Source organism: Sporosalibacterium faouarense, from assembly GCF_016765695.1.
GTDB lineage: Bacteria > Bacillota > Clostridia > Tissierellales > VENL01 > Sporosalibacterium > Sporosalibacterium faouarense.
Genome location: NZ_JAETGO010000020.1, coordinates 17,906 through 42,754, shown reverse-complemented (window position 1 = coordinate 42,754; position 24,849 = coordinate 17,906). Strand labels below are relative to the sequence as shown.

The 24,849-nt window shown below is 31.4% G+C and carries 20 protein-coding genes; 18 read left to right on the top strand and 2 right to left on the bottom strand.

Annotated features, from left to right (window positions below; all coding sequences use genetic code 11):
• Positions 1-16 precede the first annotated feature (16 nt).
• Positions 17-469: a MarR family winged helix-turn-helix transcriptional regulator gene (locus JMO20_RS02855; RefSeq protein ID WP_202707994.1), complete on the bottom strand. Its 453-nt coding sequence runs from the start codon at positions 467-469 to the stop codon at positions 17-19.
• 231 nt (positions 470-700) lie between these two features.
• Between JMO20_RS02855 and JMO20_RS02850 the strand changes: the two genes are divergently transcribed.
• From JMO20_RS02850 to JMO20_RS02840, 3 genes are all read left to right on the top strand, one after another.
• The gene (locus JMO20_RS02850; RefSeq protein ID WP_202707992.1) at positions 701-1,234 is read left to right on the top strand and encodes an RNA polymerase sigma factor; all 534 of its coding nucleotides are present in this window, start codon (positions 701-703) and stop codon (positions 1,232-1,234) included.
• An 18-nt stretch (positions 1,235-1,252) separates the two neighbouring features.
• Positions 1,253-2,929, top strand: coding sequence for a LolA family protein (locus tag JMO20_RS02845; RefSeq protein ID WP_202707990.1), 1,677 nt, complete (start codon positions 1,253-1,255; stop codon positions 2,927-2,929).
• A 101-nt stretch (positions 2,930-3,030) separates the two neighbouring features.
• Positions 3,031-3,972: a hypothetical protein gene (locus tag JMO20_RS02840; RefSeq protein ID WP_202707988.1), complete on the top strand. Its 942-nt coding sequence runs from the start codon at positions 3,031-3,033 to the stop codon at positions 3,970-3,972.
• Between the two features lie 68 nt (positions 3,973-4,040).
• On the opposite strand, the gene JMO20_RS02835 is transcribed toward JMO20_RS02840, so the two are convergent.
• Positions 4,041-5,060, bottom strand: coding sequence for a pirin family protein (locus JMO20_RS02835; protein ID WP_202707986.1), 1,020 nt, complete (start codon positions 5,058-5,060; stop codon positions 4,041-4,043).
• A 218-nt stretch (positions 5,061-5,278) separates the two neighbouring features.
• Between JMO20_RS02835 and JMO20_RS02830 the strand changes: the two genes are divergently transcribed.
• The 15 genes from JMO20_RS02830 (at position 5,279) to JMO20_RS02760 (ending at position 24,706) form a co-directional block, all read left to right on the top strand.
• Positions 5,279-7,459, top strand: a complete 2,181-nt coding sequence (locus JMO20_RS02830; protein ID WP_207753420.1) for a DNA topoisomerase III — start codon at positions 5,279-5,281, stop codon at positions 7,457-7,459.
• Positions 7,460-7,675: 216 nt separating this feature from the next.
• A complete protein-coding gene (locus tag JMO20_RS02825; RefSeq protein ID WP_202707984.1) occupies positions 7,676-7,867 on the top strand; it encodes a hypothetical protein in 192 nt (63 codons plus the stop codon).
• Positions 7,868-7,885: 18 nt separating this feature from the next.
• On the top strand, positions 7,886-8,374 hold the full coding sequence (locus tag JMO20_RS02820; RefSeq protein ID WP_202707982.1) for a hypothetical protein: 489 nt from the start codon (positions 7,886-7,888) through the stop codon (positions 8,372-8,374).
• Positions 8,375-8,631: 257 nt separating this feature from the next.
• Positions 8,632-9,975: a TraB/GumN family protein gene (locus tag JMO20_RS02815; protein ID WP_202707980.1), complete on the top strand. Its 1,344-nt coding sequence runs from the start codon at positions 8,632-8,634 to the stop codon at positions 9,973-9,975.
• 285 nt (positions 9,976-10,260) lie between these two features.
• Entirely contained in the window at positions 10,261-11,151 is an 891-nt protein-coding gene (locus JMO20_RS02810; protein WP_202707978.1) for an AraC family transcriptional regulator, read from the top strand.
• A 156-nt stretch (positions 11,152-11,307) separates the two neighbouring features.
• Complete coding sequence (locus JMO20_RS02805; RefSeq protein ID WP_202707976.1) at positions 11,308-14,445, top strand: alpha-mannosidase; 3,138 nt, start codon at positions 11,308-11,310, stop codon at positions 14,443-14,445.
• A 199-nt stretch (positions 14,446-14,644) separates the two neighbouring features.
• Positions 14,645-16,087 (top strand): YfcC family protein, encoded by a 1,443-nt coding sequence (locus JMO20_RS02800; RefSeq protein WP_341533972.1) that lies wholly within the window; start codon positions 14,645-14,647, stop codon positions 16,085-16,087.
• 10 nt (positions 16,088-16,097) lie between these two features.
• Positions 16,098-17,228, top strand: a complete 1,131-nt coding sequence (locus tag JMO20_RS02795; protein ID WP_202707973.1) for a M14 family metallopeptidase — start codon at positions 16,098-16,100, stop codon at positions 17,226-17,228.
• A gap of 325 nt (positions 17,229-17,553) precedes the next feature.
• Positions 17,554-18,288, top strand: coding sequence for an ABC transporter ATP-binding protein (locus JMO20_RS02790; RefSeq protein ID WP_202707972.1), 735 nt, complete (start codon positions 17,554-17,556; stop codon positions 18,286-18,288).
• Positions 18,278-19,303: an ABC transporter permease gene (locus JMO20_RS02785; protein WP_202707971.1), complete on the top strand. Its 1,026-nt coding sequence runs from the start codon at positions 18,278-18,280 to the stop codon at positions 19,301-19,303. The genes JMO20_RS02790 and JMO20_RS02785 overlap by 11 nt, the downstream gene beginning before the upstream one ends.
• 49 nt (positions 19,304-19,352) lie before the next feature.
• Positions 19,353-20,006: a TetR/AcrR family transcriptional regulator gene (locus tag JMO20_RS02780; protein WP_202707970.1), complete on the top strand. Its 654-nt coding sequence runs from the start codon at positions 19,353-19,355 to the stop codon at positions 20,004-20,006.
• A gap of 294 nt (positions 20,007-20,300) precedes the next feature.
• Positions 20,301-20,813: an NADH-quinone oxidoreductase subunit NuoE family protein gene (locus JMO20_RS02775; RefSeq protein WP_202707969.1), complete on the top strand. Its 513-nt coding sequence runs from the start codon at positions 20,301-20,303 to the stop codon at positions 20,811-20,813.
• Positions 20,814-20,824: 11 nt separating this feature from the next.
• A complete protein-coding gene (locus JMO20_RS02770; RefSeq protein WP_202707967.1) occupies positions 20,825-21,217 on the top strand; it encodes a (2Fe-2S) ferredoxin domain-containing protein in 393 nt (130 codons plus the stop codon).
• Between the two features lie 15 nt (positions 21,218-21,232).
• A complete protein-coding gene (locus JMO20_RS02765; protein WP_202707966.1) occupies positions 21,233-22,888 on the top strand; it encodes a NuoF family protein in 1,656 nt (551 codons plus the stop codon).
• An 18-nt stretch (positions 22,889-22,906) separates the two neighbouring features.
• Entirely contained in the window at positions 22,907-24,706 is a 1,800-nt protein-coding gene (locus JMO20_RS02760; protein WP_243414611.1) for an NADH-dependent [FeFe] hydrogenase, group A6, read from the top strand.
• Positions 24,707-24,849 lie beyond the last annotated feature (143 nt).

The following is a 24,849-nucleotide window of genomic DNA, read 5'->3' as shown; positions in this document are numbered from 1 at the left end:
GTCCTTCGTTTTGATTTCATTTGCATTTATCCTTTCTTATGTTGTCGACTTCTAGCATAATATTCTTTTCAATTAGTTGTAACAATTCAAGTAACTTTTCTCTTTGATTATCGTCCATACCTTGAGCCATGATTTCTGTTATATTTGCTAAATCTTTTATCACTAGAGGAATTATTTCTTTTCCTTTCTCAGTGAGAAAAGATTTTCTACTTCTTCTATCTTCTTTATCCTCCACAGTATAAATATAGCCTAGTTTTTCAAGCTTTTTAATAGCTCTATTGGTATTGGCCCTATCAATCTTTACATTTTCACTTAATTGCTTCTGATTTATTCCTTCATTCTTGGAGATATTAATAAGAAAAATATATTGGCCACTTCCAAAACCATATTTTTCAAAATACTTATTTATTAATATGCTTTGATGTCTATAGATTGAAGAAATATATCTACCAATTGAGTCCAGTTTCATAATACACCTCCTAGTTAATTGCTATCGCAACTATTATACCATAGATTAATTGCTACCGCAATTAAATCATAAAAATTAGCTGAAATGACGAAAATTAGAGTATTATATGGCGCTAGAAGTACATTGAATATATATATAATTAAAATAATGAAATTAGTAAGTAACATTTTACCCCTTTATTCGTCATTAATAGTGTAAACAAACTGGCCAGGAAAGAAGGGATTTTAACTTATGTTCAAAATAGGAAGCTTCAAGAAAAGACAAGATAGTGCCTTGAATAATATAGAAGAAATTTGTCTATCTACATGGGAATCTTTATATCGCTATATATACTATAAAGTTCAAAATCGCGAAGAAGCAGAGGACATAACTCAAGAAACCTATATTAAAGCATTATCTTATATTCAGAAGAAAGGCACTAATCCTGATAGTTATATTGCTTTTTTTAAAACTGTAGCACTGAATATTATTAGAGATAGATGGCGAAAAAACAAACGTTATGGTCCAAGGGTTAACTTGGAGTTGATTAATCCGTCTAAAACAGCAGTAGATGATCCTGCAGAAAATAGTACTCAACGTATGCTTATAGAGAATGCACTAAAGGATTTAACTGATGAGCAGCGTAGGGTAGTGGAGTTAAGGATAATTAGTGGTTTTTCAGTAGCTGAAACAGCTAACAAGATGGAAAAAACAGAAGGTGCCATTCGTGTATTACAATATCGTGCACTGAAAAAGCTTGCCCAAATAATTGAGAAGGATAATTAGTTGAAGGAGGAAATTTGGATGAATCATGATGAAAAAAAGATATCTGATTATATTGATAGTTTGAATAAAGGAAAAGGCTACGACGAACAGCAATCCACAGATAATTCAAAAGAATTACAGGAGCTTTTTCATGTTGCTAGAAAGGTTCATAGTCTCAAAGAGCCTGACATGCCAGAGAAAGATTTCCCTAAAAAAATAATTCGTAATATAGAAAGCAAATTGGAAGAAAAGAAATCTACTAAAAAAAGAAAGAGAGTATTATTTAATAGTGTAGCAAGCATAGCAGCAATTTTAGTTATAGCAATTATGGTAAATTTCATCCCATCGTTTGAAAAAAATAACGTTATTTATGCTATGGAGCAAGCATATAAAGAAGTTGAGGCATATCATGGGTTTCTTAAAATAGTTGAAACCAGTGGAAATGGTAAGAAAACAACACAAAGTAAAATAGAAGTATGGATAGATAAAGAAGGTCATTATTATATGAAAGGGTTAGAAGGAGCACAAAAAGATTTAGTAACAGTGAATAATGGTGAGAAGAAATGGCAGATTCGACCTGAGGAGAAGCAAGTCCATGTGTTTCCAGCCTTTCCTGATGGATATAAGTTTATGTTTGAGTTAGGAAATGAAATTGAAGATGCAAAGAATGCATTATCAACTGAAGTTATTGGAGAAGATGTTATAGCTGGAAGAGACACTTATATCCTAGAGGTATCTCCAAAAGGAGGGACTCCTTATAAATTGTGGATTGATCAAGAAACAAAATTACCATTACAGAAAGAAAATGCAATGCAAAAGGCAATTCAATATACTATAACCTATACAGATATTGAGTTTAACAATGATATACCAGAAGAATTAACAGTATATAAATTACCTGATGGATTTGATGAGGTTAATGAAAATTCTGAGCAATTAGTAAATAGCGTGGAAGAAGCTAAAGAGATTATTGGATTTATGCCTAAAATACCACAGGATATACCTACTGGATACATTCAAGACAGAATAGGAATTATTACTAGTAAGAAGATTGTAAAGTTCCATTATGTAGACCAAGAAACAGGAAAAAAGATTTTGATTGTACAGGGTAAATCGGATAGTAAGTTTAAATATTCTAGTACAGCTATTTTAGGAAAGGTTAATGGGAATATTGCTGAAATTCAATCTCCAATATTTGAAAATGTGGGAATCCTAAGGGGAAGTGGATTATATGAAGGTATGACTAATATTACTTCTATACGTTGGAAGGAAGCTGATTTTGAATATGCTGTTTTAGGAGACACTTCAATTGAGGAATTGACATTATTTGTAGAGGATTTAAGTGATGGAGAGTTTAAAGTTTCGCCATCTAATGAAGAATATTTAAACATACCACAAGTAGAAATACCTGTAGATTTAGAGGTGGAAGAAGCTACTCAAAGAAGTGTTGATTCTGGAAGTTCACCATGGAAACTTGATCCTGTCTATGTTGTTCAAGTTTTTATAAGTCTAGAGATTTCCCCAGAGGGTATAACTGGAGAGTATCCAATTAAAAAGGAAGATTTAAAAATAATTCAAAATAATGGTAAAGATGCTATCGTAGAGGTAAGTGGAGATGTTACTCCTATAGAGAAGGTTTATTTACAAAAGGTTGTAAGGCAAGATGCAACAGGTATATGGACTGTTATTGGCTATGATCCTGTAGACGAGAAGTAGATTAAGAAAATAAGGGAACTATTATGATATTAGTTCGTCTAAATAAAGAGTAAAGATATAATTATATGTTTAGAAATGTCAATATAATAAGGAGGCCTTAAATGAGATATAAAAAAGGAATTATTGGTTTAGTTTTGGCAACTACATTAGTATTTCAAATGGGATGCTCTAGTTTCATAATTGAAACAGGCTCAGATACTATTAATGAAGAGATAAACGAAGATTCAGAGGATAAAAAAAATGAAAATCAAAATAAAGAGATAATGAATGAGTTTGATAGGTTAGTTGAAGAGAATGTTGAATTAGATTTTATTGTTCAATTTATAAATGAGAATATTGATTTTCTTTCAGAAACTAACGCATCTATTATGATAAATGAATTTGAAGAATTACAGAAAAAGGATTTAACAGAATTGGAAGAGAAATTTTATGAAGATGAGAATTTGCAAAATCAGTTAAGGAATATCTATGAATTAGAATCTGATATTACTAATGTTAAAGAAATAGAAGATGAAGAACTAAAGTCATTTTTAAATGGAATACTCAAGACTGGTTATAAGATTGAAACAGCTGAAGGAATGTACTTTCCAATAATAAATTATGAGTTTTATGATAAGTATAAATCCTATTTGACGTCGGATATAAAGCTTTATATTGATATTATGGCAATTGAATCAAATAAAGTACCAGCTAAGGATGGAGCATTAGTTATAAAATGGAATGAAGTGTTGGAAAGAGCATTAAAGCAAGAAGAATTTTTAAATCAATATTCTGAATCAATTAAGACTGAAGATATTAAAAAACTATATGAAAAATATGTTTGGTTTATTCTTTTCGGTACAGATAATACTCCTCTTTTCGGTCATAATTCTAAAGCTATGTCAGATGATGCTAGAAAAGCTTACATGGAAGTGATTGGAAGTAATAATGATAGTGAGTTAATTAAAATAATAGAGGAGTTTGTGAATATAGCTGAAGAAAATAATTTTAAGCTGACAGATGAAATTGAAGAATATAGAGAAGAGTATAATATTTTTGATTAGTTGATGCTATTTAAAAATATCAGAAACTAAAAAATAATGGTTAGCTTTTGGCTAACCATTATTTTTTTCTATTTACGATAATCTACGTTGTTATGGTCATACTTTGCAAACCTACCAATATCCTTTGGATTCACAGGATCTTTTCTATCCCAAGGCCATCCGCCAAATTGAGTATCATCAAAGTCTTTATAAGCCTGTTTGATTTCATTCATAGTATTCATAACAAAAGGACCATAATTAACTACCGATTCATTTATTGGTTCACCCTCTAGGAGTAGCAAGTAGCTTTTCTTATTTCCATTTATAATTTCAATTTCTTCATTACCATTTAATTTGATACTACTCATTGATTTAATATCAGTTCCATGGATATTTATACTAGCTCCTTTGTAAAAGTACAAATTTCTGTTTAATGTTTGTGATATCTTGGGGAGAGTAAAGCTTGCGTTTGCTTCTAGCTCTATAGTTAGAATTCCAACATTGTTTTCCTTTTTATTAGCCCAAGAATCAGGATTAGGTGGTAAACTTTCTCTATTCTTATACGAACCAGCTATTACATTTATTTTTGCCTTACTACCAGTTTCATTTTCTTCTACTACAGTTGGTATATCTTCCGCCCAAAGCATTTTATAATATGGATCTACGAACTTATTCTTACTGGGAAGATTTAACCATATTTGAAACAGTTCCATGGTATTTTCCTTATCTTCATAAACTAAAGGAAACATTTCAGCATGCTGCATTCCACTTCCAGCAGTCATCCATTGAACATCTCCAGCACCATATCTACCCGTTGCCCCAAAAGAATCAGAATGATCTACATAACCTTGTAAAACTACTGTTACAGTTTCAAATCCTCTATGGGGATGCATAGGAAATCCCGGTACTTTTTGTCCATAATACATTTTCCAATCATCATCAAAATTAAAATCTTCACCTAGTACTTTCCCTTCTAAGTCTTCTTTACGTACTTCTTGATTTTCATTGCCATTAGGATAATAGTCTATATGATGCATTCTTGCTAAAAAAGGATCTCCAACGTCCTCTCTAAATTTAAATTCCTTGATATTGATTATTTTATTTGCCATTTTTACACCCCATTTGTATTTATTGAGAATACAATATTGCACAAAACCTTAATATGCAATGTTCACTTTAATAACTTATATATAAATTATACCTAGTAAAATATAATCTAAACTATTTTTAAATAGGAAATAGGTATGTATTACACATTGCATAGAGGGAACAATTGTAATATGATTAAGAAGAATTGAAAGTATAGAATGGAGTTGACTTTGTAATTATGCGTACATTAGTATTAGCTGAAAAACCATCAGTAGGTAAGGATATTGCACGGGTGTTAAAATGTAATAGAAATAAAAATGGATATATTGAAGGGGACAGATATATAGTTACATGGGCATTAGGGCATTTAGTTACATTAGCTGAGCCTGAGAAATATGATGACAAATACAAGTCATGGAAACTAGAAGATTTACCTATGCTACCATCTCCTTTGAGGCTAGAAGTAATTAAAAAAACTGGTAAACAATTTGGGACTGTGAAGAGTCTTATGCATAGAAAAGATGTTAGGGAAATTATCATAGCTACAGACGCAGGACGAGAAGGCGAGCTAGTAGCAAGATGGATTATTGACAAAGCTAGAGTAAACAAGCCTATTAAACGATTATGGATTTCCTCCGTTACTGATAAAGCTATTAAGGAAGGATTTAATAAACTAAGAGATGGTAAAGAGTATAATAATCTTTATGCATCGGCAGTTGCTAGGGCAGAGACAGATTGGTATGTTGGAATGAATGCAACTAGGGCCTTAACTTGTAAATTTAATGCACAGCTTTCTTGTGGTAGGGTACAAACCCCTACATTAAATATGATAGCTCAAAGACAAGATGAGATTAATAATTTTAAACCTAAAACATATTATGGGATAACAGCTTATGCACAGGAGCTAAAACTCACTTGGCAGGATAATAAGTCTAAATATATTAGAACCTTTAATAAGGAGAAAAGAGATAAGATTTTTAAATCTGTTAAAGGCAAGACTGCAAATGTTATTAAAGTAGATAGAAAACACAAGAAAACATATTCACCAAAACTTTATGATTTAACAGAACTTCAAAGAGACGCTAATAGAATCTTTGACTTTTCGGCTAAAGAGACACTATCTATTATGCAAAATCTATATGAAAGACATAAGCTTTTAACTTATCCAAGGACTGATTCTAGGTATTTAACTACGGATATAGTAGACACTCTTAAGGATAGACTTAAGGCATGTAGCTTCGGGGAATATAAAGGATTAACCTCAAAAGTAATGAAAAAAACAATTAGAGGTAATAAATCCTTTGTTGATAATAGTAAGGTATCTGATCATCATGCTATTATTCCAACTGAGGAATCAGCTTCTCTTGTTTCTCTATCATATAAGGAAAGACAGATTTATGATTTGGTAGTTAAAAGGTTTTTAGCAGTGCTTTATCCACCCTTTGAATATGAGCAAACCACTATTACAGCTGAAATAGGAGATAGTCAATTTACTGCAAAGGGTAAAATCGTGAAAAAACAGGGATGGAAAGAAGTTTATGATAATGGATATGAAGATGAAGAAGACAGTAATCTAAAGGATCAAATATTACCCCAAATTAGTGAAGGTGATAGCATAAAAATTACAAAGCTAGTTGAAACTCAAGGTGAAACTAAGCCACCAGCACCATTTAATGAAGGTACTTTGCTCTCAGCCATGGAAAATCCCAAAAGATATATGGGCGGAGAAAGTAAAGACCTAATCGAAATCATTGGTGAAACTGGAGGATTAGGCACAGTGGCCACAAGGGCTGATATTATTGAGAAGCTCTTTAATAGCCATTTTATAGAGCAAAAAGGAAAATCAATATATATAACCTCAAAGGGAAAACAACTTTTAGATTTAGTACCTGAGGACTTAAAATCTCCTGCATTAACAGCCGAATGGGAGCAGAAGTTAGGACGTATTGCTAAGGGAAAACTAAGTAAAAATTCCTTTATTAATGAAATGAAAAACTATTCTAAAGAGGTTGTAAAGGAGATTAAAAATAGTGACGAAACCTTTAGGCATGATAATTTAACCAGAACTAAATGTCCAGACTGTGGTAAGTATATGCTTGAGATAAAGAATAAGAAGGGGAAAATGCTAGTTTGCCAAGATCGATCATGTGGCTATAGAAAAGGTATTTCTAGAATAACTAATAGAAGGTGTCCTACCTGTCATAAAAAATTAGAATTACGAGGTAAAGGCGATGGACAAATTTTTGTATGTAAATGTGGCTTCAGAGAGAAATTATCAGTATTTCAAGAAAATAAAAAGAATAATCAAAAAGTGTCTAAGCGTGAAGTTAATAAATATTTAAAGAAGCAGAAAAAACAAAAAGAGGAACCGATTAATACGGCTCTTGCCGATGCTCTTGCAAAGCTTAAAATGGATTAAAATATAGAAAACTAAATATTATTTGAGAAATAAAGATAAGTACTTCATATAGTTATGGATGAGGTGCTTATTTTATATTGTTTTTAATATATAATTTTCTATCACTTGATTATTAGGTAACATATGTACATCTTAAAGAGATATGCTATAATTAAGTTATAGAAATTTATTCCATAAATATATAATATTTCAAACATGGTGTAAGGGGGAGATAAAATGGTTTCGAAAATTTTATTTAGCATAATAGTCGGGGGATTTTTAGGAACAATGATTGATTTAACTGTGAGAAGTGCCGCTGATATCCAAAGTGGTTCACCACTTAACGGATTTTTTTCTGGTATAATTGCAGGGCTATTAATTTATCTTATAGTTGAAGTAGATAAGCTCTCAAGGAAGGAAAATAAATAAAGAATTGAGTTTAGAACAATGGAATTATGGATAATTAATAAGGGAGTGAAAGTACTGAATAAGAAAGGCATAATAATAGCATTACTAATGATTTTATTTATTATAAAGCTAACATTTAAATCATGGGAGTACGTTAAAGTATCAGATTTACTTCAAGCACAAACAAAGCTTTCATATAAAGAGCTACAAGTTCAACTTGTTTCATTTGAATCTGGTGAATTTATAGTAAAAGAAAATGAAATATATGATAAAGAAAAAATTGAAGAAATAGTAAAAATAATTTCTGAATATGAGGTTAAGAGAACACATAGCAAAAAGAAGATTGTAAAAGGGGATATGAGTTTCAGATTACATTTTATTCCGAGTACAAACACTGAAAATATTTCCTTACAAATAATAGGAGAGAATTACTTAGCAATAGATAAATGGGGACAAAAAGAAAAGGTATATAAGTTATCTGATGATAAATTCAGATTAGGACATTTGAGAGAACTTCTATTACATTAGATATATTTAGAAAAGGCAAATAAAAATAATATTAAGATTAAATTGATGAAATGAGTGTCTTTATCTATTATAATAGGTTAACTTAAACAATTGACAAATTATTATCAAATATGTAAAATACTAACTACATACAATAGTTTTATAATTTATTATTTAAACTAAATTTAATAGCAATTTTTAGCTATTGAATGAAGGAGTTGCTTAATTATTTATGCAAATTCTTCATATATAAATTTAATATGAAATGGGGAGAAATAATGAAGAAATTTTCTAAAGTACTTTTAATTATGGGCCTTATTATGATGATAATGTCTCAAAGTGTTATGGCAGATTCATCAACAGTGAGTTCAGAAGTTAAAAGAGCTGAGTCACCTAGTGCGTGGGCAATTTGGGACATTCAGATGTCAAATGTATATAATCTTGGAACTATTGAGAATTATAAAAACTATACTAATGTAGTTATTAGTGATCAGTTTTTAGCTATTGAAGAAAGTTTTGAAAGTAGATTTAACGTTACTGATGAATCAAAACTAAGTAAAGATGTTAATATTACTAGAGGTAATGTAGTAGAAGAATTTTATGATATTATTCAGGCTACATTAGAGCTTGAAAATTTAGATGGAGATACTAAAAATGAAGCACTAACATACTTTATAGATCAAGGTCTTATTAATGGCAGAGGTAATGATAATTATGCCTTAGAGGATGAATGTACAAATCAAGAAATGTTAGTCTTAGCTAAAAGAGTATATGACCATCTTATATATTCATTAGAGCTTGATGCTAAGGGAGCTTTTTGGACAGTAAATGATGAAGATAATACTGTATATCTTCTAGGCTCAATTCATGCAACGGATGGATCAGTTTATCCAATGAGTAAGGAGATATTAGATGCTTTTAATAGCTCTAGTGCCTTAGCTGTTGAGGCAAATATATTATCACCTAGTCAAGAAGACACTGCATACATACAACAAATAATGATGCTGGAAGGTGATACTACAATTGACCAGTTAATATCAGAAGATACCTACAAGAAATATGTAGAAATACTTTCACCTTATGGAATAGCCCCAGAGGTTTATAATAAACTTAAACCATGGTATGGAGCTATGGTAGTTCAGAATCTACAGATGGCAAATCAGTCATATAATGCTGCTATGGGAGTTGATTTATACTTTTTATCCATGGCAACAGGAAGAAAGTCGATTATTGAGCTTGAAGGAATAAAATATCAAATAGATATGTTTGATTCATTTTCAGCTGAATTACAAGAAGGGTATTTGATGAGTGTTTTAGAAGGGGAAGAAGCTTCCAATGATCTTATGGGTCAAATGTTAAAAGATTGGAAATCAGGAGATATGGAAGATCTTGAGCAATTGGTCTTTGCAGAGACAGAAGAAGAATCTGAGCTCGAAAAAGAGTTTAATGAGAAGCTATGGGACGTAAGAAATGCACATATGGTTGAAAAAGTTTTAGATATGCTTGAACAAGATAGTGAAAATGATTATTTTCTTGTAGTCGGGGCAGGACATATGTTAAATGATAATGGTATAGTAGAAAGCTTAAGAAATTTAGGATATGAAGTAGAGCAAGTAAAATAATAAATCAATTTAAATATTTTATAAGGGCTAGGGATAAAATCCTTAGCCTTATTTATTTAACTTTAATAACTATAAACTAGATTAAATAGAATTGTATAGTAATTTATCTAAAATTGCTATACAATTTTATTATATAAGGAATTTCTATTATTGAAGCTTTAGAGAATTACAAATTAAAAGCTTATGAAATCTCCTGATTTGTGAAGAATGTTTATAAATTTGAATTATATAATTTGATTAATTGTATTCATAATGTTAAACAGGTATAGAGAGAGGAGCTATTGTATGGAAATTGATATTTTAAAAGCTTCAGATTCTTTATCTAGATTGGATTTAAAGATTAATACAGAGTATATGGATATTGAAATATTATGGTTTAGAGTAATGGAAAAAAAGGGAGAATGGAATATAAGTCGTCATAGACATTCTAGCCATGAATTCCATTTTGTTGCATCGGGGGGATGCAAGGTATTACTTGATGATAGTGAATTTGATGTTAATACTGGAGAATTTTATTTAACAGCCCCAGGGGTTTATCATACTCAGATGAACAATGAAAGAGATGATTATTTAGAGTATAGCTTAAACTGTGATATTAAGGTGAATGGAGAAAGTATAAGTGAAGAAAAACAACTATTAGATATATTGAATTATTCACAATGTAAGCCCTATAAAGATATTAATCATCTGCTTAGGCTTTTTGAATCAGCTTTAGAGGAAGCATATTCTAAGAATTTTGGTTTTTATAATAAAATAAAAAGTATTGTACAGATGCTGTTAATAGAAAGTACAAGGGCTATTACCACAACCATGGACTATCCATATCAATTACATACACAATATAAGAAAAAAGACTATAGATTTATACAGATTGAGAGATATATTTTAGATAATATTAATAACACAATTACTACTAAAGATATAGCAGAGTATATGCATTTAAGTGACAAGCAAGTATGTCGTATAGTTCAACAAAACAAAGAAATGTCAACTAAAGAATTCATGTGTAAGCTTAAATTCTTAAAGTCAAAAGAGTTACTAAAAAACACAAAATATTCTATAGGTCAGATATCTGAAAAACTAGGCTTTTCAAGTCAATACTATTTTAATCAATTCTTCAAAACAAGGGAAGGTTGCTCACCGAGTTTATTTCGAAAAAAAATTCATAATGTCTAATAATCTTAAAAAACCGTCTATTTTTAATATTTTATAGATTATTTAATGGCTTATAATATAGTTGAGGGAATTACATATTAAGATTTTATATAAAAATATATTTAATATGTAATCATACAATTTTCTCAATTTAAAGAGTTGGAGGGGAGTTTTAGGATGTTTTTTCAACAAGAACGAATTAATAGATTACTAAAGGACTTAAAGGAATATATATATCCCAAAACAGAATCAATTAAAGAATTTCAAATGAAACAAGGAGATTTTAAAGATCTCAAAGAGGCAGAGGAAAATAGTAAAGGATGGACTAACTTTGATTTAAATAGTACATGGGGTGGGAAAGATCAGAGATATTGGTTTAAAACAGAGGTCACTATTCCAGCAGAACTTGAGGGAGAAACCGTTATTTTTGGAGTAGAAACAGGGAGAGAAGGAGAATGGGATGCAATAAACCCTCAATTTCTCATTTACTTAAATGGAGAAATAGTTCAAGGGTTAGATGTGAACCATAGAGAAATAATTATTAGCGAAAAAGCTAAAGCAGGAGAAAAGTGCAGAATTGATATGCATGCTTACACAGGAATGAAAGAAGGTAAGCTAGAGCTTAAAGGGAAAATAGCTGTTTTAGATAGATTAACAGAAAAAGTATATTATGATATTAAGGTTCCGTTAGAGGTAACCAACTTACTAGATAAAGATGATAAGGAATATATAGATATATTAAATTACTTGACAGAAGCAGTTAATATTTTAGATTTAAGAAAGCCCCATTCCAAGGAATACCATTTATCTTTAGAGAAAGTAGGGGAATATTTATCTGAGAATTTTTATAATAAATATTGTGGACATAGAGATGTAGTGGCTGCATGTATTGGTCACACTCATATTGATGTTGCATGGCTATGGACATTAAAGCAAACCAGAGAAAAGGTTGCTAGAAGCTTTTCAACTGCATTAAATCTGATGGAAGAGTATCCTGAGTATCTGTTTATGTCTAGTCAACCTCAGCTATATAAATTCTTGAAAGAAGAGCATCCTGAAATATATGAAAAAGTCAAAGGAAAAATTAAAGAGGGAAGATGGGAAGCTGAAGGTGGAATGTGGTTAGAAGCCGATTGCAATCTTGCTTCTGGTGAATCTTTAATAAGACAATTATTATTTGGTTTACGATTCTTTAAGGAAGAGTTTGGAGTAGATAATAAAATTCTATGGTTACCTGATGTATTCGGTTACAGTGCTGCTTTACCACAAATACTTAAGAAATTTGATATAGATTATTTTATGACTACAAAGATTAGCTGGAATGAATATAATAAGTTACCATATGATACTTTCTTATGGGAAGGATTGGATGGATCATCTATACTTTCATATTTTATTACTACTGGTGATTATAATGACTTTAAAGCTGGCTCCCATAAAACAAGATATGAAGGTCATATAACCCCAGCTCAGGCAAAAGGTGCTTGGCATAGATATCAGCAGAAGAATATAAATGATGAAGTTTTAGTAAGCTTCGGATATGGAGATGGTGGCGGAGGTCCTACAAAGGAAATGCTAGAATACGCTAGACGTTTAGAAAAGGGTATTCCAGGATGTCCAGCTGTGAAGATGACAAAGACAAGGGATTACTTTGATCAGTTAAATGAAAGGGTAATTGATAACAAAAGATTACCAAAATGGGTTGGTGAATTATACTTAGAGTATCATAGAGGAACATATACTTCTATGGCAAGAAATAAAAGATATAATAGAAAAAGTGAATTTTTATATCAAGATATAGAGTTTTTTAATGTATTTAATTCATATATCAACAAAGATACAAAATATCCACAGAAAGAAATCAATGATGGTTGGGAGACTATTCTACTAAATCAATTCCATGATATTATACCTGGTAGCTCCATTAAAGAAGTATATGAAGAGTCAAAGGAACAATATGAAGAGGTTATCAATAAAGGTAATAAATTATTGGATAATTCATTAGTTGGAATTGCTAATAAGGTTAATTTACAGGAAAAATCATTAATTGCATTTAATCAGTTAGGTTTTAACAGAGATGATATAGTGACATTTGATATACCACAAGGTATGGATAATATTGAATTAGTTGATAAAGATGGTGTAGCTTATCCCGTTCAAATAATTGATGAAAATAAGGGAATAGCATATGTAGAAAATATACCTGCTAAGGGTTATAAGACATTTGTTATACGTGAAGCCAATTGTGAAGTTATTAAACTATTGGACATATCTACAGATAAAATAAGTAATGATTATTTTGATATTGCATTAGATGCAGAAGGTAATATTAGTTCAATATATGATAAGAAAAATCATAGAGAAGTATTACAAGTTAATGAAAGAGCTAATGTTTTACAGGCATTTGAAGATAAACCACATCTTTGGGATGCATGGGATATTAATGTATATTATCAAGAGAAGATGTGGGAAGTCAATGATGTAGAGGAGATTAAAGTAATTAGTAATGGCCCTGTAAGGGGAACAATTAGAATCAAAAAGAAATTCTTAGATTCTACCATTACTCAGTACATACATATTTATAATAATATACCACGTATTGATTTTGAAAATGAAGTTGATTGGAAGGAGAAGCAAATTCTATTGAAGGTAGCTTTTCCAGTAGATATCCATACTGATAAAGCAACCTATGAGATTCAATACGGTAATGTAGAAAGACCTACCCATTGGAATACTAGTTGGGATTTAGCTAGATTTGAAGTGTGTGGTCATAAATGGGGAGATTTATCAGAGGATAATTATGGAGTTAGTCTACTTAATGACTGTAAATATGGATATGACATTAAAGATGGTGTTATGAGATTAAGCTTACTTAAATCGGCAATATGGCCAAATCCTGATGCAGATAAGGAAGTCCACCGATTTACTTATTCTTTATATCCCCATAGTGGCGATTGGAAAGCAGGAAAAACACCTCAAATGGCATATAATCTTAATTGTCCCATGTATGGAAAAGTAGAAGATGGTCACAATGGATATCTACCACAAGAAGTAGCCTTTATAGATATTGATGTAGATAATGTGATTATAGAAACCGTAAAAAAAGCAGAGGATAGCGATGAGATAATTATTAGAATGTATGAGTTTTGTAACAGAAGGACAAATGTAAGCATAGATTTCTACAAAGAGCTTGAAGAAGTCTATGAATGTAATCTGATGGAAAAAGAAATTGATGAGATAAAAGTAAACAATGGTACTTTTATTTTTGATATTAAGCCTTATGAAATCAAGACATTTAAATTGAAGGTAAAGTAATAAATCACTTTTTTAATTTTTAAAATATAAGCTCTGGGTAAAACCAGAGCTTATATTTTTTATATTAGAAAGATAAGGAAGGATTTAACAATTAACAATAGAAATAATAGTATAATAAAGTTAACTGGCTCGAGGACGGATTATAATGCTAGAATTGAATGTTGAGAGTTAAATTAAGGGGGAGATCACTTTGGAACAGGTGAGTAATAGTTTAAATATTAGTAAGAAGTCTTTTATTTCATCGGTACTTATTTTATTAGTCTTAATATTAATTGCTGGAGTATTGACTCAGATTATTCCATCGGGAAGTTATGAAAGAGAATTAATAAATGGAAGAGAGACCATTAATCCAGATTCATTTCACTATACAAAAGAAGTCACATATCCAATATGGAAATGGTTCACAGCTCCAGTTGAGGTTCTATGGAGTGATGATGGACTAATAGTAATTGTTATTATCTTGTTTTTACTTATTATAGGTGGATCTTTTGCTATATTAAATGGTTGTAATTTATTGCAATTTATTATTGGAAAAATCATAAGCAAATTTGGTCATCGAAAATATTATCTATTGGGAATAATCGTATTATCATTTATGTTATTAGGTTCTGTTGTCGGTATATTTGAAGAGCTTATACCTCTAATTCCAATACTCATAGCTTTGTCATATTCCTTTGGTTGGGATGCATTAACAGGATTGGGAATGAGCCTATTAGCAGCAGGATTTGGGTTTGCAGCTGGTGTAGCCAACCCATTTACTGTGGGAGTAGCTCAGAAATTAGCTGGGTTACCCATGTTTTCAGGATTAGGATTTAGGCTACTGGTATTCATAGTTATATATACTATACTCACTACCTTTTTAGTTAAATATGCTAAAAAAATAGAGAAAGATCCAGCTTTATCACCAGTTTATGAAGAAGATAAAAGTATGAAAAATAATGAGAATAATCATATGGATTTAGATATAAGTAATGAAAAATCGATTTATAGAGCTTCGATATGGTTTGGAAGTTCCATATTACTAATGTTTATATTTATTATGATTTCTTCTTTTATTCAGGGTTTATCGGATTATTCTCTACCAATAGTAGCACTTTTATTTTTAATAGGTGGAGTAGGTGCAGGGAAGCTATCAGAATTGACCAATAAAAAAATAGTGAAGATATTTTGGACAGGAGTTTTGGGGATAGCTCCAGGTGTTATTTTAATTTTGATGGCAACAAGTGTTAAGCATATTATATCTCAAGGGGGAATTATGGACACTATACTTCATTATGCAGCAATGAAGATATCAACTACTACGCCGATGATGTCACTATTCTTGATATATTTATTAGTTTTAATAATGAATTTCTTTATTAGCTCTGGCTCTGCAAAGGCATTTTTAATCATGCCAATCGTTACGCCTCTAGCAGATTTAGTTGGTGTAAATCATCAGCTAACTATTTTAGCCTTTGCATTTGGAGATGGTTTTTCCAATGTTCTTTATCCTACAAATGCCGTTTTACTTATAGGCTTGGGACTAACAGTAGTGAGCTATCCAAAATGGTTTAAATGGATTATTAAGCTACAAATTGTTACTATGGTCATTACCGCTTTATTACTAGGCCTAGCCTATATTATAAACTATGGATCATTTTAGGAGGGAAAAAATGAATACTGATAAATATTTTCTTGAGAATTACCAAGAATCTAAACAAAGATTTCTTAAATCATTTGATGATATTAAGAATATTTGGCCAAAGTGTGAATATCATGAATATCCAATAAGCAAAGATGATAAAAGCATATCTATTGATACTATTACTGCTTATCCTAATGAATATAATAAGAACTTAATTATAATTACAACAGGTGAACATGGAATTGAAGCCTATGTAGGTGTAGCAATGTTACACAGGTTCATTGATACATATTTGTCTCAGTTAGATAGCAATAATACTGGAATTTTACTTGTACATGGATTAAATCCATGGGGAATGAAGTATAAGAGAAGGGTTAATGAAAATAATATAGACCTTAATAGAAACTTTATTTGGAATTGGAATAGATTTGATAAAAAGATTAATGTCTTTTATAAGAAGCTACATAAATTCTTTGCTCCAGAAGGTGAAATAAAGAATAAAACTTTAAATGATGCTGTTTTTTATAAAAACCTGATTCAATCTATATTAAAATCAGGTATAAGTAATTTTAAGGCAGCTCCTATACTTGGTCAATATGAGACTCCAAATGGAATATATTATGGAGGAAATGGTTATGAGTTATCTACAGAATATATGATAGATTTATATAACCATCATGTGAAGAATTTTGAAAAAATTATCCATATAGATATTCATACAGGATATGGTCCTAGAAATCAAATGAGCATTGTTAATTCTTCTCTTGAGACTAGGAAATCACAAGATTTGGTTGAGAAATTTTCTTATCCATTAGTTCAAAAGGCAAATCTAGATGAGTTTTATGCAATACAAGGAGATATGATAGATTATTTCTATCGTTACATGAAAGAAAATCATAAGGACAAGAATTATTATGGTACATGCTTTGAATTTGGCACTTTTGGAGATAGCTTGGGTGCATCAATAAAATCATTAAAAACAATGATCGATGAAAATAGATTATATTTCAATAGTACTAAGGATGAAAAAGCCAAAGAAAAAATAGAGGATGATTTTCTTGAGATGTTCTATCCAAAGGACAAAGAGTGGAGAGAAAAAGCAACAAAAGACTTTGTTCATGCCATAGAGGGAATTCTTAGATATGAGACAATCATATAAAAAGTGGAAAAGACTATAGAAAATAAAGATAAGTGGTTAACTACTTTTTAATTTTTTAGTACTTGGATATTTTACCTTATAGCAGCAATATTTGGTGTTAACTATTGATTGTACATAGTTGGTTTATACTAGATTAAATATAAAGTCGAATTGTGAAACATCTCAAGTAATAGATAATAAATAAAGTGATAAAAAGAATGTCTAATGATGAAAAAAAGACATTCTTTTTTATTGAAAAGACAATGAGTGAGTACTCACTTGACATATTCAACTTACTGGGGTAATATAGAGTGAGTAATCACTCATTTTGCAAGGAGGTGTATTTATGGATGACAAATATTGTATATCCATTAGTAATATTGATAAGCTTTATGGTAAGAAAAAGGTTTTGGATGATATTAATCTTAAGGTAAAGTCTAAAGAAATATTGGGATTATTAGGACCTTCAGGAGCAGGAAAGACAACATTAGTTAAGATAATCTCTGGAATAATAAATTCTTCTGGGGGAAATGTAGAGGTCTTGAATACTAGGATGCCAGACTTAAATATAATGAATAATATTGGCTTCATGGCACAGTCTGATGCCCTTTATGAAGAACTTAGCGCAATAGAGAATTTAAAGTTTTTTGGTAAAATATATGGACTTAAAGGTAAGAGATTATCAGAAAGAATAACTGAGGTTATTAGTTTAGTTGATCTTAATGAAGATTTAAAGAAAATTGTTTCTAATTATTCGGGTGGTATGAAAAGAAGGCTATCACTAGCAACTGCCCTTTTACATGATCCAGATATACTTATACTAGATGAGCCAACAGTTGGTATTGATCCAGTTCTAAGAAAAGCGATTTGGGATGAACTAAATAAGTTGAAAGCTCTTGGCAAAACAATCATAGTAACTACCCACGTTATGGATGAGGCTGAAAAGTGCGATAGATTAGGAATGATAAGAAATGGAAAACTTATTGCTGTTGGGACACCACAAGAGTTAAAGGATAAGACAAATTCAAATTCTATTGAAGAAGCTTTCCTTTATTATGGAGGTGTAAAAAATGAGAATTAGTGCACTAATAACTAGAATAATAACTCAGTTTTTTCGAGATAAAAGAACTCTAGGATTAATGATATTAGCTCCAATTTTAGTATTATTCCTAGTAAACTTGACCTTCAATGGAGAAGAATATGATCCTAAGATTGCAGTATATGATTTTCCTGAACAGATAGAAGATAGTCTTGTGGAAAATGGTGCTATTTTAAAGGATGTTTCATTAGATAAGGCTAATGAATTAATAAAGAATAAAGAGATTGATGCTATAATAGAGAGAGATGGATTGAAAAGTAAAATAGCATTAGAGGGAAGCGATCCTAGTGTCAATAAGAGAGTTGTAGAAGTTTTTCAAAATGCTTTGCAAGAATTAAGTCAGAGTCAAAATAATCCTAAACCAGATATACAATTTATATATGGCGGAGAGGATATGGAGTTGTTTGATAATCTTGGACCAGTATTAATAGGATTTTTTATATTTTTCTTTGTGTTTCTAATTGCAGGTATTTCCTTACTTAGGGAGAGATCTAGTGGAACACTAGAGAAGCTTTTATCTACTCCACTAAGAAGATATGAAATAGTTCTTGGCTATGTTTTTGGGTTTGGATTATTTACAACTATTCAATCTGCTATCATATCCTGGTATGCTATTAGTGTACTTGGCATAATGATGAAAGGCTCATTTATTTATGTTCTATTGATAACTTTCCTTTTATCAATGTCCGCATTAACATTAGGAACTCTATTATCAACTTTTGCAAATAATGAGCTTCAAATGATGCAGTTTATACCAATCGTAGTAATTCCTCAAGTTTTTTTCTCAGGTATATTTAACTTGGACACATTTAATAAAATTTTGAGAGGAGTTAGTAAGATTATGCCTTTAACTTATGGTGCTAATGCTTTAAGAGAGGTAATGATTAGAGGCAAGGGATGGAGTAGTATTTATATGGATATATTGTTCTTGCTTGCCTTTTCTGTATTGTTTATAATCTTAAATATACTAGCATTGAAAAGGTATAGATCAATTTAATTAATTAGTTTCTTTACTGAAAATACTTGAAATAGAGAGGATGGAGATAATGACGGATGAACAATGGATAAAGGATATACTTTCCACTGATGATGAAGATGTAAAATTAAGTGAAAAACAGATAAAGATAGTTGAAGCAGCTATACAAGTATTTTCAGAGAAAGGATTTTCTGGTGCTTCAACTAGTGAAATTGCTAAGAAGGCAGGAGTTGCAGAAGGAACTGTATTTAGGCATTTTAAAACAAAAAAGGAATTATTACTATCTATAGTAACTCCCACGTTGGCAAAGATAGTAGCTCCGTTTATAGCCAAGGATTTTGTAAACAGTGTTTTTAAAGATGATTATGCATCCTTTGAAGATTTTCTAAAAGTGCTAATAAAAAATAGATTTGAATTTATGAAAAAAAGAGCACCTGTAATTAAAATTTTTCTTCAAGAAATTGCTTTTCATCCAGAAATCAAAGAGGAGTATATAGATGCACTTACAACTCATGTAAAGGTAAGAGTCTTTCAGTTAGTTGAGAGGTTTAAGGATAAAAATGAAATAAAGGAATACCCTACAGAGACAATTATTAGGTTCATGACAACTACAGTAGTAGGATTTTTGATTGCAAGATTTTTAATATTGCCCAATAATGAATGGGATGATGATAAGGAAATTGAAGATACAATAGAATTATTACTATACGGACTTAAGAAATAGAAGATATAGTGCTATAAATTAATAGCCTTTTAAAACTTATAACTGACACTTTTTCTAGTGTCAGTTTTTTTGTGTAGAAAACTAATTATTTGATTTGCACATATACGATCTCCTCAAGTATTAAAACTGCATTATTATAAAAGTGTTAAAATGGGGGCTTCTTAAATAAAATTGCTAATTGGAGCTATAATTATTGTTCTTTTACACAATACTACACTTTAGATATTCTAATAAAATTAAAGCAATGAAAACTATTAATGTACTAATAAAAATTTAGAAGGGATGGTGAAATCTTTGACAAAACCACAAGCCATTAGTGTCACTAAACCAGTAAGTGAAGAACTTCCAAAGGAAAAATTCGATGAATTAGAGGAGTTCATAGATAACATGGAGACTACAAAAGGAGCATTAATTGAGATACTTCATAAGGCACAGAATATATTTGGATATTTACCAAGGGATGTCCAACTATATATTGCTAGGAAGCTCGGTATTCCTGGAGCTGAGGTGTTTGGTGTAGTAAGCTTTTACTCATACTTTACTACTAAACCCAATGGAAAACACACAATTAGCGTATGTATGGGAACTGCTTGTTTTGTAAGGGGTGCAGATAAAATCATTGAGAGACTTAAAGAGAAGCTAGAAGTTGAATCAAATGAAATCACAGAAGATGGTCTTTTTACTTTAAAGGATGTACGTTGTGTTGGGGCATGTGGATTAGCTCCAGTCGTGATGGTCGATGATAAAGTTTTTGGCAGGGTTAAAGAAGAAGACCTTGATGACATTATTGAAGCTTATCGTAGCTAGGAGGTAGGAATATGAAGGTAAAATCGCTAGATGAATTGAAAAAGATTAGAGAAGAATCATTGGAAAAAGTGAATTTACGGGAAAAAGGTGATGTCAAAGGAGATAAAGTAGAAATACTTGTTGGTATGTCAACATGTGGAATATCATCGGGAGCTAGAGAAACGCTGACTGAATTTATAGAAGAAATAGATAAATCTAAGATTAATAACATCAAGGTAGTGCCTGTTGGATGCATTGGATACTGTCATTCAGAACCAACTGTACAAGTTAATATACCAGGACAAAAGCCTATATTATATGGGAATGTCAAGAAGGACAAAGTTCATGAAATATTCGAGAAACATCTTCAGAACGGTGAAGTTGTAGAAAATATGGTTTTAGATATAGATTTCGAAAGAGCATAGGAAAGGAGGTTTATAATGTCTAAAACAAGGACAAATATAATGGTATGTGGAGGAACTGGTTGCTTAGCAAGTGATAGTGAAAAGGTTGCTAAAAATTTAGAATTAATTATAAAAGCTAGGGGATATGAGGAAGAAGCTAAGGTTATACAAACAGGATGTTTTGGCTTTTGTGAGCAAGGACCCATAGTTAAAATTGAGCCAGATAATGTCTTTTATGTAAGGGTAGGACCAAAGGATGCAAAGGACATAGTTGATGAGCATATAGTAAAGGGAAGGAAAGTAGAAAGACTCTTATATAAGGAGCCACATCATAATAAAAAAATTGGGAAACAAGAAGATATGGAATTCTATAAAAAACAGCTTAGAATTGCATTAAGAAATTGTGGGTTAATTAATCCAGAAGATATATATGAATATATAGCTTTAGGAGGATATGAAGCTTTAGGTAAAGCTTTAACTCAGATGTCTAGAGATGAAGTAGTTAAAGAAGTTAAAGAATCAGGACTTAGAGGTAGAGGTGGTGGAGGCTTTCCCACTGGGGTTAAATGGGAGATAACAAAGTCTCAAGAAAGTGAAGTTAAATTCATTATATGTAATGCAGATGAGGGAGACCCTGGAGCATTTATGGATAGAAGCATATTAGAGGGAGATCCTCATAGTGTAATAGAGGCAATGGCAATAGGCGGATATGCAATAGGTGCTGATAAGGGAATAGTGTATATACGTGCAGAATATCCTTTAGCCATATCTAGATTAAAGACTGCCATTAAGCAGTCAAGAGAGCTCGGTCTATTAGGGAAAAATATATTTGATAGTGATTTTAGCTTTGATATTGATATTAAATTTGGAGCTGGAGCTTTTGTATGTGGTGAAGAAACTGCTCTTATCAATTCCTGCGAAGGTAAAAGGGGTGAACCAGACTTTAAACCACCCTTTCCAGCTCAAGAAGGATACTGGGGACATCCAACTAATGTTAATAATGTTGAAACCTTTGCAAATATACCGCCTATAATAACAAAGGGATCAGAGTGGTTTTCTTCCATAGGAACTGAAAAGAGTAAAGGAACTAAAGTATTTGCCCTTGCTGGAAAAATTAATAATGTAGGCCTTGTAGAGGTTCCAATGGGGACTACATTAAGGGAAATAATCTTTGACATTGGTGGTGGGATACAAGGTGGTAAAAAGTTTAAGGCAGTTCAGACGGGAGGTCCATCAGGAGGCGTAATAACAGAGGAATATTTGGACACACCCATAGATTATGATAGCCTTCTTTCTATAGGTTCAATGATGGGATCAGGCGGAATGATAGTTATGGACGAAACGGATAATATGGTTAATATAGCTAAGTTTTATCTAGAATTTACTATGGATGAAGCATGTGGTAAATGTGCAGCAGGAAGGATTGGTACTAAGAGATTATATGAGATATTGAATAAGATTACTAGTGGCAAAGCTACAATGGCAGATTTAGATGCATTGAAACAACTATCTTATATGGTTAAAGGAAGCTCTCTTTGTGGGCTATGTCAAACTGCACCAAATCCAATTATAAGCACTATGAAACATTTCTGGGATGAATATCTAGCATTTATTAAGGATGTTGACCATTCTCAAGGTGAAGGAGAATACGATGGTGCAAAAAATAAAGATAATTTGATGTTAAAAGCATAAGGAGGGGTGAAAGAGATTATGGCAAAAGACATAGGAAAAGGTGAGACACAAGAAAAATACGAAAGCAAGAAAATGATAAATATTGAAATTAATCATGAGGAGTTAACTGTAACAGAGGGAATTACTGTTTTAGAAGCATCTCAAAAGATAGGTGTGAAGATACCAACTCTTTGTCATTTAGATTTAGAAGATTTACAATTATATAATAAAACCGCATCATGTAGAGTTTGCATGGTAGAGCTTATTGATAAAAATAATAATAGCAGGTTAGTACCAGCTTGCGTAACAAAAGCCTATGATGGAATGGTTATTAGGACAGATACAATCAAGGCAATAACTGCTAGAAGAATGGCAGTAGAGCTTCTTTTATCTAATCATCCCAATGAGTGCTTTACATGTCCCAAAAATCTAGAATGTGAATTACAAGCTCTAGCAGAAGAGTTAAATGTTAGAGAGATTAGATGGGAAGGGGAGCGGATGGATTATCCTAAGGATTTATCCAGCGACGCTATAGTTAAGGATTCTAATAAATGTATATATTGTAGGCGATGTGAAACCGCATGTAATGAAGTTCAGACCTGTGGAATTCTATCTGGAATCGGTAGGGGATTTGATTCCTTTGTGGGCCCAGCATTTAATATTCCAATGGTAGAATCATCTTGTACATACTGTGGACAGTGTGTTCAGGTTTGTCCAACAGCAGCTCTAACTGAAATGTTTCACACAGATAAGGTTTGGAAAGCAATCGATGACCCTGATAAGCATGTAATAGTACAAACGGCGCCAGCAATTCGTGTAGCTCTTGGAGAGTTATTTGGGATGGAAGCAGGCACGATAGTTACAGGAAAAATGGTAACTGCTTTAAAACGTATGGGATTTGATGGTGTATTTGACACAGATTTTGGGGCTGACTTAACTATAATGGAGGAAGCGTCCGAGCTTATCTATCGCCTAGAAAACAATAAAACATTACCAATATTAACAAATTGTTGTCCTGCATGGGTTAAGTTTATTGAGCATCAATTTCCAGAGCTAATACATGTTCCTTCAACTTGTAAATCACCTCATATAATGTTTGGAACTATAGCAAAGACTTACTATGCTGAGAAAAATAATATAGATCCAGATAATATTGTAGTTGTTTCTATAATGCCATGTATAGCTAAAAAAGCTGAAGCTAAGAGGCCAGAATTAACTAAAGATGAGCGTAATAATGTTGATATTGTAATAACTACCCGTGAGCTTGGTGCTATGATTAAAGAAGCAGGAATCAATTTTAAGTCTTTACCCGATAGTGAATTTGATAGACCACTAGGAGAAACCACTGGAGCTTCAGTTATATTTGGTACTGCTGGAGGAGTAATTGAAGCAGCTGTTCGTACAGCATATGAATGGATAACGGGAGATGAACTTGAAAATGTTGAATTTGAACAACTTAGAGGAATGGATGGGTTAAGAAAAGCTACTGTACAAATTGGAGAGAAAGAGCTAAGAATAGGTATAGCAAGTGGTTTAGGAAATGCTCGTATTATCTTAGAGGAAATAAGGGAAGGTAAGTCTGAGTATGATGCTATAGAAATTATGGCATGTCCTGGAGGATGTATTGGTGGTGGAGGACAGCCTTATCATCATGGCAATAGGGAAATAATTAGAAAACGAAAGGATGCCATTTATGAAGAAGACAGAAACAAGAAAATTAGAAAGTGTCATGAAAATCCTGAAATAATTAAGCTCTATAAAGAATTCCTAGGCAAACCATTTGGAGATAAAGCCCATAAATTATTGCATACTCACTTTGAGGCAAGGGAAAGGATTTAATTATAAATTAAACAAACCTATTACTAAATCTATAAATAGTTAGTAGTAGGTTTGTTTTGTATCACCATGATTATGGAGATACTTATGATATAATGTATGGAGAAATTTAGTAATTAATGTATTACACAACTTTAAAATATAAA

Bases quoted from the DNA above. Each gene is read 5' to 3' on its own strand.
- JMO20_RS02845 (WP_202707990.1), top strand. From the start codon at position 1,253: ATGAATCATGATGAAAAAAAGATATCTGATTATATTGATAGTTTGAAT.
- JMO20_RS02805 (WP_202707976.1), top strand. From the start codon at position 11,308: ATGTTTTTTCAACAAGAACGAATTAATAGATTACTAAAGGACTTAAAG.
- JMO20_RS02760 (WP_243414611.1), top strand. From the start codon at position 22,907: ATGGCAAAAGACATAGGAAAAGGTGAGACACAAGAAAAATACGAAAGC.
- JMO20_RS02835 (WP_202707986.1), bottom strand. From the start codon at position 5,060: ATGGCAAATAAAATAATCAATATCAAGGAATTTAAATTTAGAGAGGAC.
- JMO20_RS02830 (WP_207753420.1), top strand. From the start codon at position 5,279: ATGCGTACATTAGTATTAGCTGAAAAACCATCAGTAGGTAAGGATATT.
- JMO20_RS02795 (WP_202707973.1), top strand. From the start codon at position 16,098: ATGAATACTGATAAATATTTTCTTGAGAATTACCAAGAATCTAAACAA.
- JMO20_RS02825 (WP_202707984.1), top strand. From the start codon at position 7,676: ATGGTTTCGAAAATTTTATTTAGCATAATAGTCGGGGGATTTTTAGGA.
- JMO20_RS02780 (WP_202707970.1), top strand. From the start codon at position 19,353: ATGACGGATGAACAATGGATAAAGGATATACTTTCCACTGATGATGAA.
- JMO20_RS02840 (WP_202707988.1), top strand. From the start codon at position 3,031: ATGAGATATAAAAAAGGAATTATTGGTTTAGTTTTGGCAACTACATTA.
- JMO20_RS02820 (WP_202707982.1), top strand. From the start codon at position 7,886: ATGGAATTATGGATAATTAATAAGGGAGTGAAAGTACTGAATAAGAAA.
- JMO20_RS02850 (WP_202707992.1), top strand. From the start codon at position 701: ATGTTCAAAATAGGAAGCTTCAAGAAAAGACAAGATAGTGCCTTGAAT.
- JMO20_RS02815 (WP_202707980.1), top strand. From the start codon at position 8,632: ATGAAGAAATTTTCTAAAGTACTTTTAATTATGGGCCTTATTATGATG.
- JMO20_RS02790 (WP_202707972.1), top strand. From the start codon at position 17,554: ATGGATGACAAATATTGTATATCCATTAGTAATATTGATAAGCTTTAT.
- JMO20_RS02770 (WP_202707967.1), top strand. From the start codon at position 20,825: ATGAAGGTAAAATCGCTAGATGAATTGAAAAAGATTAGAGAAGAATCA.
- JMO20_RS02765 (WP_202707966.1), top strand. From the start codon at position 21,233: ATGTCTAAAACAAGGACAAATATAATGGTATGTGGAGGAACTGGTTGC.
- JMO20_RS02810 (WP_202707978.1), top strand. From the start codon at position 10,261: ATGGAAATTGATATTTTAAAAGCTTCAGATTCTTTATCTAGATTGGAT.
- JMO20_RS02855 (WP_202707994.1), bottom strand. From the start codon at position 469: ATGAAACTGGACTCAATTGGTAGATATATTTCTTCAATCTATAGACAT.
- JMO20_RS02785 (WP_202707971.1), top strand. From the start codon at position 18,278: ATGAGAATTAGTGCACTAATAACTAGAATAATAACTCAGTTTTTTCGA.